This is a genomic window from Bacillus sp. V2I10 (assembly GCF_030817055.1).
In the GTDB taxonomy this organism is placed as follows: domain Bacteria; phylum Bacillota; class Bacilli; order Bacillales; family Bacillaceae; genus Bacillus_P.
Genome location: NZ_JAUSYV010000001.1, coordinates 2,673,184 through 2,688,794, shown reverse-complemented (window position 1 = coordinate 2,688,794; position 15,611 = coordinate 2,673,184). Strand labels below are relative to the sequence as shown.

General features: G+C 40.1%; 12 protein-coding genes and 2 pseudogenes. 2 read left to right on the top strand and 12 right to left on the bottom strand.

What is annotated here, in order from left to right; genetic code table 11:
• Positions 1 to 254: 254 nt before the first annotated feature.
• From odhB to QFZ72_RS13445, 6 genes are all read right to left on the bottom strand, one after another.
• Positions 255 to 1,511 (bottom strand): 2-oxoglutarate dehydrogenase complex dihydrolipoyllysine-residue succinyltransferase, encoded by a 1,257-nt coding sequence (gene odhB, locus QFZ72_RS13470; protein WP_307434035.1) that lies wholly within the window; start codon positions 1,509 to 1,511, stop codon positions 255 to 257.
• A gap of 2 nt (positions 1,512 to 1,513) precedes the next feature.
• Entirely contained in the window at positions 1,514 to 4,372 is a 2,859-nt protein-coding gene (gene sucA, locus QFZ72_RS13465) for a 2-oxoglutarate dehydrogenase E1 component (RefSeq protein WP_307434034.1), read from the bottom strand.
• Positions 4,373 to 4,686: 314 nt separating this feature from the next.
• Complete coding sequence (locus QFZ72_RS13460; protein WP_307434032.1) at positions 4,687 to 5,043, bottom strand: glyoxalase superfamily protein; 357 nt, start codon at positions 5,041 to 5,043, stop codon at positions 4,687 to 4,689.
• 71 nt (positions 5,044 to 5,114) lie between these two features.
• The gene (locus tag QFZ72_RS13455) at positions 5,115 to 7,037 is read right to left on the bottom strand and encodes a vWA domain-containing protein (RefSeq protein ID WP_307434030.1); all 1,923 of its coding nucleotides are present in this window, start codon (positions 7,035 to 7,037) and stop codon (positions 5,115 to 5,117) included.
• Positions 7,038 to 7,047: 10 nt separating this feature from the next.
• The gene (locus tag QFZ72_RS13450) at positions 7,048 to 7,938 is read right to left on the bottom strand and encodes an ATP-binding protein (RefSeq protein WP_307434028.1); all 891 of its coding nucleotides are present in this window, start codon (positions 7,936 to 7,938) and stop codon (positions 7,048 to 7,050) included.
• 669 nt (positions 7,939 to 8,607) lie between these two features.
• The gene (locus QFZ72_RS13445; protein ID WP_307434026.1) at positions 8,608 to 9,228 is read right to left on the bottom strand and encodes a spore coat protein; all 621 of its coding nucleotides are present in this window, start codon (positions 9,226 to 9,228) and stop codon (positions 8,608 to 8,610) included.
• Positions 9,229 to 9,443: 215 nt separating this feature from the next.
• Between QFZ72_RS13445 and QFZ72_RS13440 the strand changes: the two genes are divergently transcribed.
• Both QFZ72_RS13440 and QFZ72_RS13435 read left to right on the top strand, forming a co-directional pair.
• A complete protein-coding gene (locus QFZ72_RS13440) occupies positions 9,444 to 9,641 on the top strand; it encodes a DUF3231 family protein (protein WP_307434024.1) in 198 nt (65 codons plus the stop codon).
• A complete protein-coding gene (locus QFZ72_RS13435; RefSeq protein ID WP_307439756.1) occupies positions 9,598 to 9,768 on the top strand; it encodes a DUF3231 family protein in 171 nt (56 codons plus the stop codon). The genes QFZ72_RS13440 and QFZ72_RS13435 overlap by 44 nt, the downstream gene beginning before the upstream one ends.
• 407 nt (positions 9,769 to 10,175) lie before the next feature.
• On the opposite strand, the gene QFZ72_RS13430 is transcribed toward QFZ72_RS13435, so the two are convergent.
• From QFZ72_RS13430 to QFZ72_RS13405, 6 genes and pseudogenes are all read right to left on the bottom strand, one after another.
• Complete coding sequence (locus QFZ72_RS13430; protein WP_307434022.1) at positions 10,176 to 10,475, bottom strand: iron-sulfur cluster assembly accessory protein; 300 nt, start codon at positions 10,473 to 10,475, stop codon at positions 10,176 to 10,178.
• 20 nt (positions 10,476 to 10,495) lie between these two features.
• Positions 10,496 to 11,497, bottom strand: coding sequence for an LLM class flavin-dependent oxidoreductase (locus QFZ72_RS13425; RefSeq protein WP_307434020.1), 1,002 nt, complete (start codon positions 11,495 to 11,497; stop codon positions 10,496 to 10,498).
• A gap of 116 nt (positions 11,498 to 11,613) precedes the next feature.
• Entirely contained in the window at positions 11,614 to 12,609 is a 996-nt protein-coding gene (locus QFZ72_RS13420; RefSeq protein ID WP_307434018.1) for an LLM class flavin-dependent oxidoreductase, read from the bottom strand.
• A gap of 27 nt (positions 12,610 to 12,636) precedes the next feature.
• On the bottom strand, positions 12,637 to 14,067 hold the full coding sequence (gene pdxR, locus QFZ72_RS13415) for a MocR-like pyridoxine biosynthesis transcription factor PdxR (RefSeq protein ID WP_307439754.1): 1,431 nt from the start codon (positions 14,065 to 14,067) through the stop codon (positions 12,637 to 12,639).
• 549 nt (positions 14,068 to 14,616) lie between these two features.
• A pseudogene (locus QFZ72_RS13410) lies at positions 14,617 to 14,933 on the bottom strand (winged helix-turn-helix transcriptional regulator).
• Positions 14,930 to 15,509 (bottom strand): annotated as a pseudogene (locus QFZ72_RS13405) (YitT family protein). Before QFZ72_RS13405 ends, QFZ72_RS13410 begins: the two co-directional pseudogenes overlap by 4 nt.
• Positions 15,510 to 15,611: the final 102 nt, after the last annotated feature.

Below are 15,611 nucleotides of genomic sequence, written 5' to 3'. Positions count from 1 at the left end.
CGCGTATGACCCCCTGAATCAGGCATACTTCACTCAAAGCGTGCCTTTGTTACCCCAAAACAGGCATACTCCACAGGTTTGGCTACTTTAAAGCGAGCTTTTAACACCCACAAAACAGTCTTACTCCAACATAATAAAACGAAAAAAACGGATACAAATTGTTGTGCAATTTAGTACCCGTTTTCTTCAGTATTTTTGTTTTTCTCCCTCAATACATAACAGTTAGATTAATGTCATGAGGTTTTCAAGTTCTATTATCCTTCAATCAGCAATGATTCTGGATCTTCAAGCAAATCTTTGATAGTTGCAAGGAAGCTTACTGCTTCTTTGCCATCTACGATGCGATGATCGTATGAAAGCGCGATGTACATCATTGGACGGTTTTCCATTGTATCTTTGTCAATCGCAATTGGACGAAGCTGAATTTTATGCATGCCCAGAATTCCCACTTGCGGTCCGTTTAAGATTGGCGTTGACATAAGAGAACCGAACACACCGCCATTTGTAATCGTAAATGTACCGCCAGATAGATCACCAATCGTTAATTTGTTGTTTTTCGCTTTTCCGGCAAGCTCGCCAATTGCTCCTTCGATTTGGGCAAATGATTTGCGGTCTGCATCACGTACAACTGGTACAACTAATCCTTCTGGAGCTGAAACGGCAATGCCGATATCATAGAACTTTTTAATAACAAGCTCATCACCCTGAATTTCAGCATTCAATAATGGGTATTTCTTAAGTGCAGCAATAACTGCTTTTGTAAAGAATGACATAAAGCCTAGGCGCACATCATGCTGCTCAAAGAATTTATCTTTTCTGCGTTTACGGACATCCATAACCGCGGTCATGTCAACTTCATTAAATGTCGTAAGCATCGCAGCTGTTTGCTGTACCTCGACAAGGCGTTTAGCAATCGTTTGTCTGCGGCGTGACATGCGCTCGCGCTCAACTGGTTTGTCGAAAGAGTCAGAAGCTGGTTTTGCAGGCTTAGCTTCAGGCGCTTTTTGAGGCGCAGCTGGCTTTGAAGCCGACGCGTTTGGAGAATAAGCTTCAACGTCATGCTTGCGCAATCTTCCAAGCGGATCTCCTGAAGGAACTTGAGTCAAATCAATTCCTTTTTCTCTTGCAAGCTTTCGTGCTGCCGGAGAAGCAATTGGACGCTGTGATTTGCTCTCAGTTTTTTCATGCTTTTCCTCTTTAGGAGCAGAAGCTTTTGGCTGTTCTTCTTTAACCGGTTCTTCTTTAACTTCCTCTGCTGGAGTGGCTGCAGTCTCGCCGTTTTCATCAATCACAGCAATCACTTCGCCAACTTGAACAGTGTCACCTGAATCTTTGACAACATCCTTCAGCACACCAGAATAATCAGCTGTCAGTTCAACATTTACTTTATCTGTTTCGAGCTCAACCAGATATTCCCCTTTTTCAACGTAGTCCCCTGGTTGTTTCAGCCATTGTGCGATAGTTCCTTCTGAGATGGATTCAGCTAATTCTGGTACGATTACTTGTGCCATGATCAAATTCTCCCTTCGTTTTTCCACGTCAATGCTTCTGTTACGATACGCTCTTGATCTTTTTTATGAACGTTTGGATCTCCCTCTGCTGTTGAAGATCTTCTTTTTCTTCCAATGTAATTCACTTTCACATGAGCCGGTGCTACTTCTCGGAGTTCTGGATCCATGAATGTCCATGCTCCCATATTCATTGGCTCTTCTTGTACCCAGACGATTTCTTCCAGCGCCTTGTAGCGTCCAAGAATTGCATTAATTTCCTTTTTAGGGAACGGATATAATTCTTCCACTCTTACAACGTGGATTTGATTTACATCTTCTTCTATTGATTTTAATTTATCTGTTAAATCAGTGGCGATTTTGCCGCTGCATAAGACAATGCGCTTTACATCTCCATGGTTCATGCCAAGTCCAGGCTGTTCCACAACCGGGCGGAATTCCCCTTCACTCAGTTCTTCTATCGAAGAAATGGTTTGTGCGTTTCGAAGCAGACTCTTAGGTGTCATAATAACAAGCGGACGTACTTCTTCACGTTTCAAAAGCGCAGCCTGTCTTCTTAAAATATGGAAATACTGTGCAGCACTTGTTAAGTTTGCGACTGTCCAGTTGTTTTCTGCTGCAAGCTGCAGATATCTCTCAAGTCTTGCACTTGAATGCTCAGGTCCTTGTCCTTCATAACCGTGAGGAAGAAGCATCACAAGCCCTGATTTTTGACCCCATTTCGCGCGTCCTGCTGCGATGAATTGATCAAAGAATACTTGTGCAGCGTTAGCAAAGTCACCGTATTGAGCTTCCCACAGCACGAGTGTTTCAGGAGCAAATACGTTGTAGCCATATTCAAAGCCAAGTACTGATCCTTCTGATAATGGACTGTTATGAACGGCAAACGATACATTTGATTTAGATAGTGTATGCAGCGGTGAGTAAACATTGCCTGTTTCACTATCGTGAAGCATTAAGTGTCTTTGAGAGAATGTGCCGCGTTCAGAATCCTGCCCCGACAGGCGAATTGGCGTGCCGTCTTCAAGGATAGTTGCGAATGCAAGGGTTTCTGCTAATGCCCAGTCAGCTTTTTCTTCCCCGACAAAGATATTTGCGCGTCTTTCTAGAATTCTCTTCAATTTATCAAAAACATTGAAGCCTTCAGGCCATTTCACAAGCTCATCATTAATTCTTAAGAGAGATTCTTTATCAATGGACGTTTTGATTTTCGGCAGTCCGTTGATAACGATTTCAGGAAGCTCTATGTCATGAACATGCGTTACTTTTTTCGATGGCACTTTTTGATAAGCTGCATCAAATTTGTCCAATGTCTGCTGATCAATTTCAGCAATCTTTTCTTTGCTTAAATATCCTGCTTCTTCAAGCTGTGCAGCATAGAGTGCACGGACTGTCGGATGCTTGCGGATTTTTTCATATAGTTTCGGCTGTGTTGTTGATGGCTCATCCATTTCATTGTGGCCAAAGCGGCGGTAGCCGATTAAATCAATCAAGAAGTCACGGTTAAAGAGCTTGCGGTACTCAATCGCAATCATGACTGCTGCAAGACACGCCTCTGGGTCGTCTGCATTTACATGAACGATCGGGATTTCGTATCCTTTAGCAAGGTCACTTGCATATTTTGTTGAACGTGAGTCTCTGCTTTCAGTTGTAAAACCTATCATATTGTTGGCGATAATATGAATGGAACCGCCGGTCTGATAGCCTGTAAGAGAATTTAAGTTCAGTGTTTCTGCAACGATCCCCTCACCCGGAAATGCAGCGTCACCATGAATAATAATTGCCATTGATTCTTTTTCGTCTTGTTTCGGATAGCCGGTTGTTTGGCGATTATCCTGTGCTGCACGTGTGTAGCCCATGACAATAGGGTCCACATATTCAAGGTGACTTGGGTTGTTTGCAAGTGTCAGCCTTGCACGTTTTGTGCTTTCGTCTGTAATTTGACGATCTGCCCCGAGATGATATTTTACGTCTCCGCTCCAGCCATAGTTAATGCCGACAGACCCTTCAGAAGGAACAAGCTCCTTGTTTGGCGAATGCTGGAATTCGGAGAAAATAATTTCATAAGGCTTGCCGAGAACATGTGCCAGCACGTTTAGGCGTCCTCTGTGAGCCATACCAATGTTTACATTATTTGTTCCTGCGTGAACAGCGTTAGAAATCAGTTCATCAAGCATTGGAACAAGCATGTCCAGTCCTTCAATTGAGAAACGTTTTTGCCCAACAAACGTGCGGTGCAAAAATTTCTCAAAGCCTTCAACTTCTGAGAGGCGGCGCAGAATAGCCGTGCGTTTTTCATTTGAATGACTTTTGAAGATTTCTCCGGATTCAACCATTTTCTTAAGCCAGTACTTTTCTTCAAAACGGTGTACGTGGGAGAATTCAAAAGCAATCGTTTTCGTATAAGCTTCTTTTAAATATTGAATGGCCTGTAATCCATTCGTTACTTCCTGAGGTGCATCCGCACATAAAATGGATGCCGGAATTTCTTCTAGGTCAGATTCTGTCAGCCCGTAATCCTTAAGCTGAAGAAACTCTTTTTGTTTGACACTTTCAAATGAATAAATTGAAGCGTTTAAATGACCATAAGTGCGGATATCATCTGCAAGCTTGACTGCATAAGCAATCTTCTTCATTTTGTCCGCGCTTGTTACGTTTTGAACAGACGTTGCTGTGCCCGCTGATGTTTCATTGCTAACTTGTTCCTGCGGTACTGTGTCCCATCCATCAAACATTTCTCTTAATTCTTCATCAACCGATTCTGGATCCTGCTGATATTGATCAAACAGCTCCAGTACATAGCCAAGGTTCGGTCCATGAAAATCCTCAAGTCGAATCTTGCGCTTTGTTGTAGTTCCTGACATCTTACATAACCCCCAGCAATGGTAGTGAATCTGATTGAATTTTTTAAAAAACAGATTCAAATGGATATTATTGTAATATACTATCCTACCTTTCTTAGAAAGATAGGTTTGGATTAAAACGCTTCCATTTCCATTTTAACATTCCTTGCCCGTTTAATCAAAGGCGTATCACAAGAAAATTTAAAATAATACTGAAAAACAAAAATTAAAAGTGAATCTAAAGAACAAAAGATGCATTATATTCATTTTTCAAGAGAAAAATCAGCCTCTTCATCTACTGAGTTCGACATATTTTCTTCTTTTTCTTCTAAATTCTATGTATTTTGATAAAAAATGATCCGGTTAGCAAAGGGATCTTGAACTGTTAATTCAAATGTGTTCCATGGAGTCTTTTCAATTCCTGGATTTGAGAAAGGGAATACTTTAGATTTGAGTATACTATGATAATTTTGGAGATCTTCGCACTGAATTCTGACGGCTGCCCCCGGCGAGCAATCTCCGTGATGCTCGGAAAGATGAATCTGAACGGCTTCGTTTGAGATTTGAAAATAAAGTGGATATTCCGGCTCAAACCGGTGCTCCCAGTCAAGCTTAAAGCCTAAGTAGTCCAGGTAAAACTCCTTTGCTTTCCGTTCATCAAACATACGCAGAATTGGAATAACGGATATCATTTTTATCTCCCCCTATTTGTATAGTAGCAAATGGAAGAAAGCGTTACAAAAAGAGTGCCTCTAAGGCACTCTTATGCATGGATGCTTTTCTGCAGCAGTTTTTTCAGGATTGGAAACAGCACTTCAGGCAGCTTCTCAATGTCAGGAACAACGATGCTGAATTTGCCGTAAATGTTTTGTATCGTTTTTTGCTGTCCTTCGTCAATTTCTCCATTTGCGAGAAAAATATTGATCACTTCAATTCCCCGTTTTCTTGCTTCAAGCACGGCTTCGTGTGTGTCGATTATCCCATTTTGCTCGTAGCCTGTTGCCGCAGGCTCCCCATCTGAGAAGACCAGCATAAACTTCTGATTTTCACTGCGGTTTAAAAGCTGCTTTGTCATATGACGAATAGCATAGCCGTCGCGATTATCTTCTTCCGGTTCAAGCTGCAGAATTTCAGGTCCTCGTTTTTTTTGCAGAGAGGACCCAAAATCAATGACCGTTTTAAAATGGTTTGGCTGTTTCGTTTCAGTGGCTTCATTCGTGTCTTCCCAAAAACCGACAACCTGGTGGACAACGGAAACAGATTTCAGCGCCTCGTGAAACAAGGTGATGCCAAGCTTCGTCTGCTCCATCTTATCGAACATTGATGCTGAGCAATCGACAAGCAGGCAAAAAGCGGCATCAATTTTAGCAGACGGCTGATTTTTCTTATAAAATAAACGCGGATTCTCATCAGTAAGGAGCTTCAGCAGTTTTTTGCTTAAGCGTCCGGTATGAAGATCGCTTCTTGGTGAAATTTTTTTATGCTCAAGCGTTTTTTCAATCATTTGCTTCAGCTTTTTTTGAAACGGAACGATGATTTCTTTTTTTTCTACGTAAGCAACTTGTTCAGCTGCATTTGGCTTTTCGGGGGACATAAATACAGGATATGCATATTTGTTTTCTTTTCCGAAAGCCTCACTTTCCCCGCGTTCTTGTTTGTTTTCAGCGTTTTCCATAGCTTCAAGCTTAGAATAATCATTCCTTGCTGTTTTTTTGGAAGATCCCTGTACCATTCCTAGCGCCTGATCTCCATCATCGCCTTCTCTGACACCTTCGCCAAGCAGGTCTGTTTTGCTTCCCTGCTCAAGATCAAATTGCAGAAAACTCTTTGTCGCTTCACTGGTTTCCCTGTGCCAGGTCGGAAGTTTATCCTCATGAATGTCCTCATCCTCTTCCTTTTCCTGCTCAAGAATATCGTCATTTTTAAGCTTTGATTTTCGTTTAAGATCATCAAACGTTAAGCCTGATTCTGCTTCTGAGTAGTTTAATAAAGGAAGATGAAAATACATATTCAGCATGTCTTTTTCAAGAATGTCGTCAAGTACATCGGCTATGTTTAGAACAATCTTACCTATGCCAGCAGTGTTACGGGCTTCATAGAGCTTCAGCAGTTCGCCCTGCATAAAGGGCATGGCCAGATCAATCGAATTTGTCAGCGACGGAAACTCCTCAAGCGGAGATTCTGATGTAGCTTTTAAATAGAAGGCATTAAAGAGCGCATCTGTATAAATGCTTCTCTCTTGGTTTATCGTTAATTGACTTTTAAAAAAACGTCTGTACATAGATCTTCTTGCAGCAAACACGTTTGTTGTGCCTGGACGTTCATGCTTGCAGTGTTCCTCGAGCCGCAAGTCCTCAAGCATCACAAACAGCTGTTTGGCAAAGCTTGAAACAGCAAGTTTCTGAACTTGTGATAAAAAGAAATTAACTGCATGAAAATCTGTGTATTTATAGCTGCCGATGCTTCTTAAAAATACATCGCTTTTCAAACCGTTTACCATATCAAGGCGCGGCCGGTTATCCCAGAAGTGGCTGATGTACACTTTCTGTATGAACGGATCGTAGTAAGACTGAACAGCAAATTCAACTTCTGTCTCATCTTTTTTTGTAAGAGTTTTTGCCAAGTCGGAGAGCTCCATAAATAAAAAGGAGTCGACACGCTTGTCATTAAATTTAATATATTTCATGACGGCCCCTTTACACAAAAAGAGTTTCTGCAATATTTTGAATCGCTGCCTTTTCTCTGTCGTCTTCAAGTTTTTCAGTAATGCCGCGTGAAATAGCACGAAGCGGCGGCATATAAACGGCTAGATCACAGGTGTCAATAAGCGCTCTTACAGATGCTGCCTCTTCTGAAATTTGTCCATTTTGCACCTGAGTGATCAGATCAGAAGAAAGAGTGACAAACTGACTGATCAGCTTTTCATTTTTCAGCATAGATTGAGAGCGCAGTACGGCTTTTAGCTGTTCACCTTGAATATATGGCACTTCAATTACAACGAAACGATTTTTTAAGGCTTCGTTCAAAGGAACGGTACCAACATAACCTTCGTTAATAGCTGCAATCACGCCAAAGTCCTTGCTCGCTTTGATCACTTCTCCTGTAAATGGGTTCGTAATCATTTTACGGTAATCAAGGACTCCATTTAGGATTGGAAGCGTCTCAGGCTTTGCCATATTAATTTCATCAATATATAAGATATGGCCTTTTTTCATCGCATGAATAACAGGCCCTTCAATAAACTCAATGCTCGTTTTTGAACCATTCTGCGAAATGGTTTTATAGCCAAGCAGTGCTTCAGCATCAAGATCCACGCTGCAGTTGATACTGTGCATTGGCTGGCCGAAAAGATTTGAAAGCGTTTCGGCAAGCTTAGTTTTACCAGAGCCTGTAGGTCCTTTTAAAAGAACATTTTTACCTAATGATAAAGCAATCATGGCATCATATAAAATTGCATCCTCTGATGGCATATATCCGCCTTTGCCGATGAGCATCGCATCAACGCTGTTTTTGAATATTTCCGATCTATTTTTTATATCAGACAGTATATGACCCGGGAGGTTTAAAGCTTCTAATTGTGTTGTCATAGTTTGATTTTTCCCTTTCCTAGTACAATTTCTCTGACCAAGTATACTAGAAATCCTCTGCTTACTCAAAGGGATTGATTGCTGAAAACGCCTTCAATATGTTAAAGCATATTGGAAGCATTATATCCTCTGAAGCCAGTGCTGCATTTCCGATACGAATATGCTTCCTGACTGGCCATTCCTTAGTGGATCATTTGTGCTTCCGAGTTTTGCCCTTCTGCTTTATTTTTTTAAAAAGATCATAGGAATTGCAATGAACAATCTATTCTCTAAAAGCTCTAACAGGCCAAAAGAGTAGATTATTTTTCAAATTACTTAGCAAATTAAGGTAAACTATCTTTTTTTCAAAAAATTCATTCGTTTAGATTGGACAGCAGTATAATTGGGGGCTAAGCTATTCTCTTATTTTATTAGTATGTATTATGTAAAAAATTTGAAGGTTCACAAAACTGAGCTATTTACCTGCTAAGTAAATTCCAAGATTAAAGAAAGAGCACAATTTTGGTTCAAAATTGTGCTCTTTCTTTAATCCAATAGTTACTATTATTTATAGCACTTACGATATATCCTTGTTTGGAATCACTTAAAAGCTAGGCCTATAGTTATCGTGTTAAGAAAGAAGAATAGTTAAAAGAAGCAGCAATGTAGTCTGCTGCTCCTTATCAATGGTTATTGGAATGTCTGTGGATTAATGGCAGCATATCCATTAATAACTTGATTCATATCATCTGCTACTAGTTGAGGGACTTGATAGTAATGATGCTTGTTCTGGTAGTGAGACAGCTCATAAGCCATTTCAATGCAGTTAGGCACACTATCGGATAATACCCGACGTACCACTGGGTTGGTCACTTCCAATGCTGCCGTAGCCTTTGTAGTAGCACAGGCTTTCATATTTCCCAGCAGCATCCTTGAAATAGCTTCATCATCTAACTGCCCCCCTCCTTGTAGAGGCATCTTTGGTGCCGAAGGGGTCAAACCGTATACAAAATCATTTCCTTGATTCATTGAATAGCTTTGTGTGGGTACCTTGGGATCTGCACCTGATTGAAAGCAATCCAATGTTGTATTGTACTCCTGGATGATAAACTGCTCCTGACGATTTACGATTTCCATTAATTCTGGATCTTTAACCTGGTTCTTACAAATTGCATACGTATTTAATGTGTTGAGAGTCCCAGCAAGTATTTCTGTCACATCAAAAACTTCATGTCCTCCATGATTCTGAGTCTGCGGAACATTGCCTGTATGCATATTCAGATGCATGTTGTTGTTTTCATTTAAGTTCAATTTTTTTATTCTCCTTTTCACTTTAGTACATGAGTAGTATAAAGAGAAAGTTAAAAATTATTCACTCGTACAAAAGATTATAATATATACAATAAAGACACTATCCAACCCTTGTTACTTTGTAGAAGTAAACTCGGGACCAAAAGGGCACCATAAAAACATCAATTTACTGAATAATAATCTTAAATTAAAGCTTGAAAGAGAGGGGAACATAGATGGATACAAAACACAATATTCGACTTTCATCATCTGAGATTGCCCCCATTTGGGGAGTGGCAGACAGGATGGCAAATTGTGTACTGCGATACTTTCTTAATAAGGTCGAGGATACTGAAATTAGTCCTATAATTGAATATACATTTGGTTTAACTGAAGAAAATATTCAATTCAAAAAACAAACTGTTTCAAAATGAAAAATTCCCTATCCCTCATGGTTTTACAGATGAAGATGTAGATATTAATGCACCAAGGCTATTTTCAGATGTCTTCATGTTACTATACTTGAGACAAATGGGTATTTCAGGAGTAGGATCTTATTGATTGATGATTGCGCTGAAATAATGATTAAAAAACAATGGCTAGAAAAGATGATGGGTGCATTAGAAAGAGATGCTCTAACTAAAGGAGAGTAATGAATTTAAACATTAGGAGAATGGGAAAAAAGGAATAAGGAATAGTAAACGCCAAACGTTAACCCTTGGCGTTTCAATCTTAACTTACCAATTCAGAAAAATAATTATAGAAATTCTTCAACTATCCACTTTTTAAACTCAATAAGAAAAGCTACTCCAAAACGCCATTTAATAAACCGCCTAGTGAGAAAGAATGGCTGCGGGAATGGGAAAATATAAAAGTCAAAGTAAGCTTTCAACTTGAAACTAAACCTTTAACGAACACGAAATAATAAAAAAGAGTGAAACCATTTAAGTTTCACTCTTTTTTATTATTTAATGCCTATGGCTGCCTTTACTTGAATTTGTAATGACAAACCCTGCCTGCGGCACATAAAAATACTGAATCCAGACGCCGTCTAAAAAGTCTTCGCGCTGATCCAGCAGCACGTCAATTTCTTTGTCTGTTTTCACAATTTCATCATGCTCATTCGGTGTATCAAGCGTGATATCATAATGTGCGTGATCGCCGTGCATTTCTGTCACAACAACACGTATCATTTTGCCTTCAGCTTCTTCTGCGGCAAGGAGCTCTTTTAATTCTTTAGCTGCATTGCGGTTGATTTTGCATTTCATGATCTTGCCTCCGTTATCTTTTACTTAAAAAGCTGTGAAACAATTTCAAAGGAACGCAATCGTTCTTGATGATCAAAGATTGAGGCGTTGACCATAATTTCGTTTGCACCTGTCTCTTCTATGAATTTTTCAAGTTTCTCATTAACAGTACTTTTACTTCCGACAATTGATGATCCAAGCTGCTGATGAATGGCTGATTTTTCATACGGTGTCCATAGTTCTTCCATATTTTCTACCGGCGGCTGCATTTTCCCTGGGCGATTGCGGACAAGATTCAAAAATTGCTGCTGCATGGTAGTAGCCAAATATGCTGCTTTTTCATCGCTGTCTGCGGCTATTACGTTTGCGCCTACCATGGCATAAGGTTCTTGAAGCACATTAGACGCTTTGAAGCTGCTTCTGTACAGGCGCATGGCAGGAATAGTGTGCTCTGGGGAAAAATGACTTGCAAATGCAAATGGCAATCCTAATCTTCCCGCAAGCTGAGCACTGAATCCGCTTGAGCCGAGCAGCCAGATTGGCACGTTCAGGCCTTTTCCTGGAACAGCTCTGACATGTGCTGCTTCAGCAGGCTGAAAATACTCCATAAGTTCATTAAGCTGTTCTGGGAAATCCTCTCCATTGCTCATGTTTTCCCTGCGGAGCGCACGGGCTGTGAGCTGATCGGTTCCCGGAGCGCGTCCAAGCCCAAGATCAATTCTGCCTGGATAAAGGGATTCAAGTGTTCCAAACTGTTCTGCAATAACTAAAGGAGCATGATTAGGCAGCATGATACCGCCTGATCCTACGCGGATATTAGTCGTACCCCCTGCTACATGTCCAATCAAAACAGCTGTGGCTGAACTCGCAATTCCCTCCATATTATGATGCTCTGCAAGCCAAAAACGGTTATAGCCCCATTTATCAGCATGCTGAGCTAGATCAAGAGTGTTTTTAAAAGCTTCGCTCGGTGTGCTCCCTTCAACTACAGGCGCAAGATCCAATACGGACAGCTTTACATCTTTTATAGTTTCACTGGACATTTTTTGTCCTCCTTCATCTAAACCTTGCTTATTAAAAATAAACAACGTCATTGTATCAAGTTTTATTGATGAATGAAAACAAAACGACTTGTATTTGCTGATGATTTTACCTTGCCTTAAAGATCAAACACTTCTGCAAGAAGCTTATAAGACTCCAGTTTTGCTTTAAAATCAAAGATATTTGTAATGACCATAATCTCATCAGTCTGATAATCTGAAGCGATACTTAGCAATTCTTCTTTTACCTTATAAGGAGTGCCAACTACCATGCGTTTTCGATTTCTTTTTATTTTCTCTAATTCCGCCTCAGAAAAACCCAGCTTATTCACTTCTTCAGAAGAGGGAATCGTTGTATTTTCTCCTTTTTCTACATTTAACAGCCATGCATCCTGACTTAGTGCAAGGAATTCAGCCTCTTCCTCGGATCTGGCACACACGACAAAAATACAGAAATTGGTTTTCGGCTCAGGCTGATGACTTGAAGGCTTAAATTGCTCCATGTAATCCTTCATTGCCTTTTTTCCGCTTGATGGATTAATAAAATGACCATAAGTAAATGCCATCCCATGCTCAGCAGCTGTCCTGGCACCGCGATGTGAAACCCCGAGCAGCCACATTTCCGGAAATGCAGCTGAATCAGGCATGGCTTGTACATTTGAATAAACATGCTTCTCAGGCAAAGCTTTTCTCAAGAATCCCTGTAAATCCTTCAGCTGTCTTGGGAATTCGTTTAAACTTTTTCGCAGCCCATCTGTTAGAGCCAGACGTGTTTCAGCAGATCCTCCAGGTGAACGGCCAATACCCAAGTCAATTCGATTTGGAAAGAGTGTTTCAAGAGTGTTGAATGTTTCAGCCACTTTTAATGGACTGTATTGCGGCAGCAGGACCCCTCCAGAACCGACTTTAATTCTGCTTGTAAGCGATGCAATATGTGATATTAATATTTCAGGAGCTGTGCTTGCGAGTCCGTTTGTATTATGATGCTCTGCAAGCCAAAAGCGAGTATAGCCAAGTTCTTCAGCTGCTTTTGCTAACTGAAGTGTGTGCTTCAGGGCATCACTTGCTTTGGTACCTTCAGAAATCGGTGACTGATCTAGAATACTTAGCTTCATTGCTTCATCTCCTCATATGCGTAATTCTTATTTTTGCTCAAACAGCGCATCTGAAAATGCAGCAATGGCTATGTCGATTGATTGCTTAGCAGCTCGTCCAAATGTAAACCTGACACATCCTTTTTTCGAACCAAGAGCAATTCCAGGCGTATAGATTACCCCTTTATCCACTGCACGATTAAATAGTTTTTCATCATGATGTTTTTGTCTAATCCGGCACCATAAGTGAATACCGCCTTTTGGCACTGTATATTCCACTTGACCAGGAAGATGCTTTTCAATAGCTAAAACCAGCAAATCTCTTCTATTTTTCAATTCAATTTTCAACTGCCTGAGATGGGGTTCAAAAAAGTCTGAATTCAAAAACTCTCTTGCCAGCCAATCCGAAAAAATGCTAGATCCAAAATCGATTTGCTGTCTGGCATCTGACAATCGTTCAATAATTTGCTTAGGAGCCAATATCCAGCCGATTCTTATGCCTGAGGATACCATTTTTGAAAGTGAGCTGATGTAGATAACAACGCCATGTGAATCTTCTGATTTTAAGGTTGCTGCACTTTTCTCAAAAGACAGTAAAGAGTAAGGATCATCTTCAACGATTGGAATTCCAAACTCATAAGCAGTTTTAAGGATTTTTTTTCTCCGCTCAGGATGTAAAACGGCACCAGTTGGATTTTGATAAGCTGGACTAAGAAAAATCATCCGAATCCGGTGGTTTATATATGCATTATGAATATCATTTGGATTGACTCCATTATCATCCACTTCGAGTAAAATTGTCTTAATGCCAAGCGATCTGAAAATAGGCAAGGAATATGTATATGAAGGATCTTCTATTGCAACAGCATCGCCTGGTTTCAATAAACACTGAATGATAAGGTGAAGAGCCTGCTGAGCTCCTGATGTAATTAGAATGGATGATGGTGTGCATTCTATTTTTTTATCTATTTTCAGATGTCTGGCAATGGTTTCCCTTAACTTCAAATTGCCGTGCGGATGATCATAGCTTAATGGATGATCGAAGGTCTGATTCTTTAATATGTGCTGAAATTGCTCATTTGGGAACAATTCAGGTGATAACTGCCCTGTAGCTATATCAATCAGATGTTTATGATTGGTTTCTTCCGCAATCCGCTGAATGATCGGTACATTTGGCAGCAGTGTTCCAGCTATCAGCATGCGGTTCCAGTTCGGCATCCGTCCGCCTGGATAGGCACGATTTGACCCGCGGACAACTGTACCGCTTCCTTTTTTGCTGATAATTAAATCTGACGCATTAAGTTCAGCATATGCTGTTGCTACCGTGCTTCTGTTTACCCCTAAGTCCTTTGACAGCTTTCGTTCAGAAGGCAATTTGCTTGATGGAGGCAGTTCCCCGTTTCGAATCTGCTTTTCAAAATAATGTACGATTTGTTTATAAATCGGCTGCTCACTTGACCGGTCGGGCTTCCATTCAATTACCATAATCCATTCAACTCCTGACTATTTATAAATTATGTAAAAGTAGGTGGCCCCATCTCTTAAATCACATGTAAAATGATTCATACGTGCTGGGATTTTATTTTAAAGGAGTCAATTAAGTGTCAATTTGGATCAGCGTCATTATTATTAGTATCATTAGTCTAGTCGGATTAATAGTAACCATATTAATTGGGCAGAATCAAGCACTTGAGACTTACCGCGGCTAAAGCGAAGGTAAGAATGAAGAATATATCCTCCATATATATCGTCAGTCTTGCTCTCGCTTTGATTTTACTTTTTGTATTTATTGTGAATGTATAGAAATGAATACTGAGCTTACGTCAAAATGGCTTTAAACGGAATTATAGAGAGACGTTCGACCATTCATTCAGGTTTGCTTCTCTTATAGGGCAAAAGCAAAAGAAATGGGATTTTGTCTTAAAGTACAGCATCTATTCTTAAAGGGAGCACTTCAACAGGATATTGAAAAATTGTTGTAGTTGATGTCGAAGAATTTACTGAATAATCAGACCTGATAATAATGTTTCAGTACCAGCACCTTTTTGAATCAAAAAAAGACCAAGATCCATCATATACGATCCTGGACTTTCTTATTAAGGGGAAATCACTTATTTCCGGTTTTTCTTCAGCGACATTTTCCATATAGTTCTTGCCCCATTCATACATGGTGTCAAGAATCGGCATTAACGTTCTGCCTTGGTAAGTCAGCGAATATTCCAGGAGAAACAACAGGATAATCTTGCGTTCAACGATTAAGTCTTCTTCAAGCTCCTCAGCAGATTGACTAGCATTCGCTGGGTAATCCCCGGCATAAGTGACTTTCGTTCCTGGTGCTTTTTCAGTGTTCAGAAGGTTTCATTATAATGTGCGTTATTAAACCAATTATTCCAATAGTGACACATGAAAAGAAAAAGCTTCTCAATCCCAATGTTTTATACCCTGCCGCTGCTACAAGCCCGTCTATAATTAAAATCGAAATGCCAATATTTAATTTTGTGCTGTCTGAAATAAGCCGTGCCAATAAATCCGTTCCCCCTGTGCTTGTATCATTTCGGAGCATGACTCCGATGCCAATTCCTATTAAGCACCCTCCTATCAGGGAACTTAAAAAAATCGGCAAAGAAAATTGTGTTCTCAATGGATCCAGCAAATCAATAAAAAATGCAGATATCAATAAACCGTGGATACTGCTGAAGAAATAGACCGGTTTGAAAAACCAAGAAAAAAAAACAAAGAGGCAAGCTTAATAATAGAATGCATAAACCCGTTTTATATTCAAAATAGTAATGTAATATCAAGGCTATTCCGTCAACCCCGCCATCAATCAAATGATGCGGAACTAAAAAGCCATTGATGCCAATACTGATCAATAAGCTTCCTATTAAAATCGCTGCTAATTTTTGAGTGATAATGATCACCTTGCCTAAGTAAAGATTCTTCTAAATATATGTCCAAGCATTAAGATTCAGAAGTATCTTTTTTTCCTCAGGCGATTCAGCCAAAACGCGATTTTTATGTAT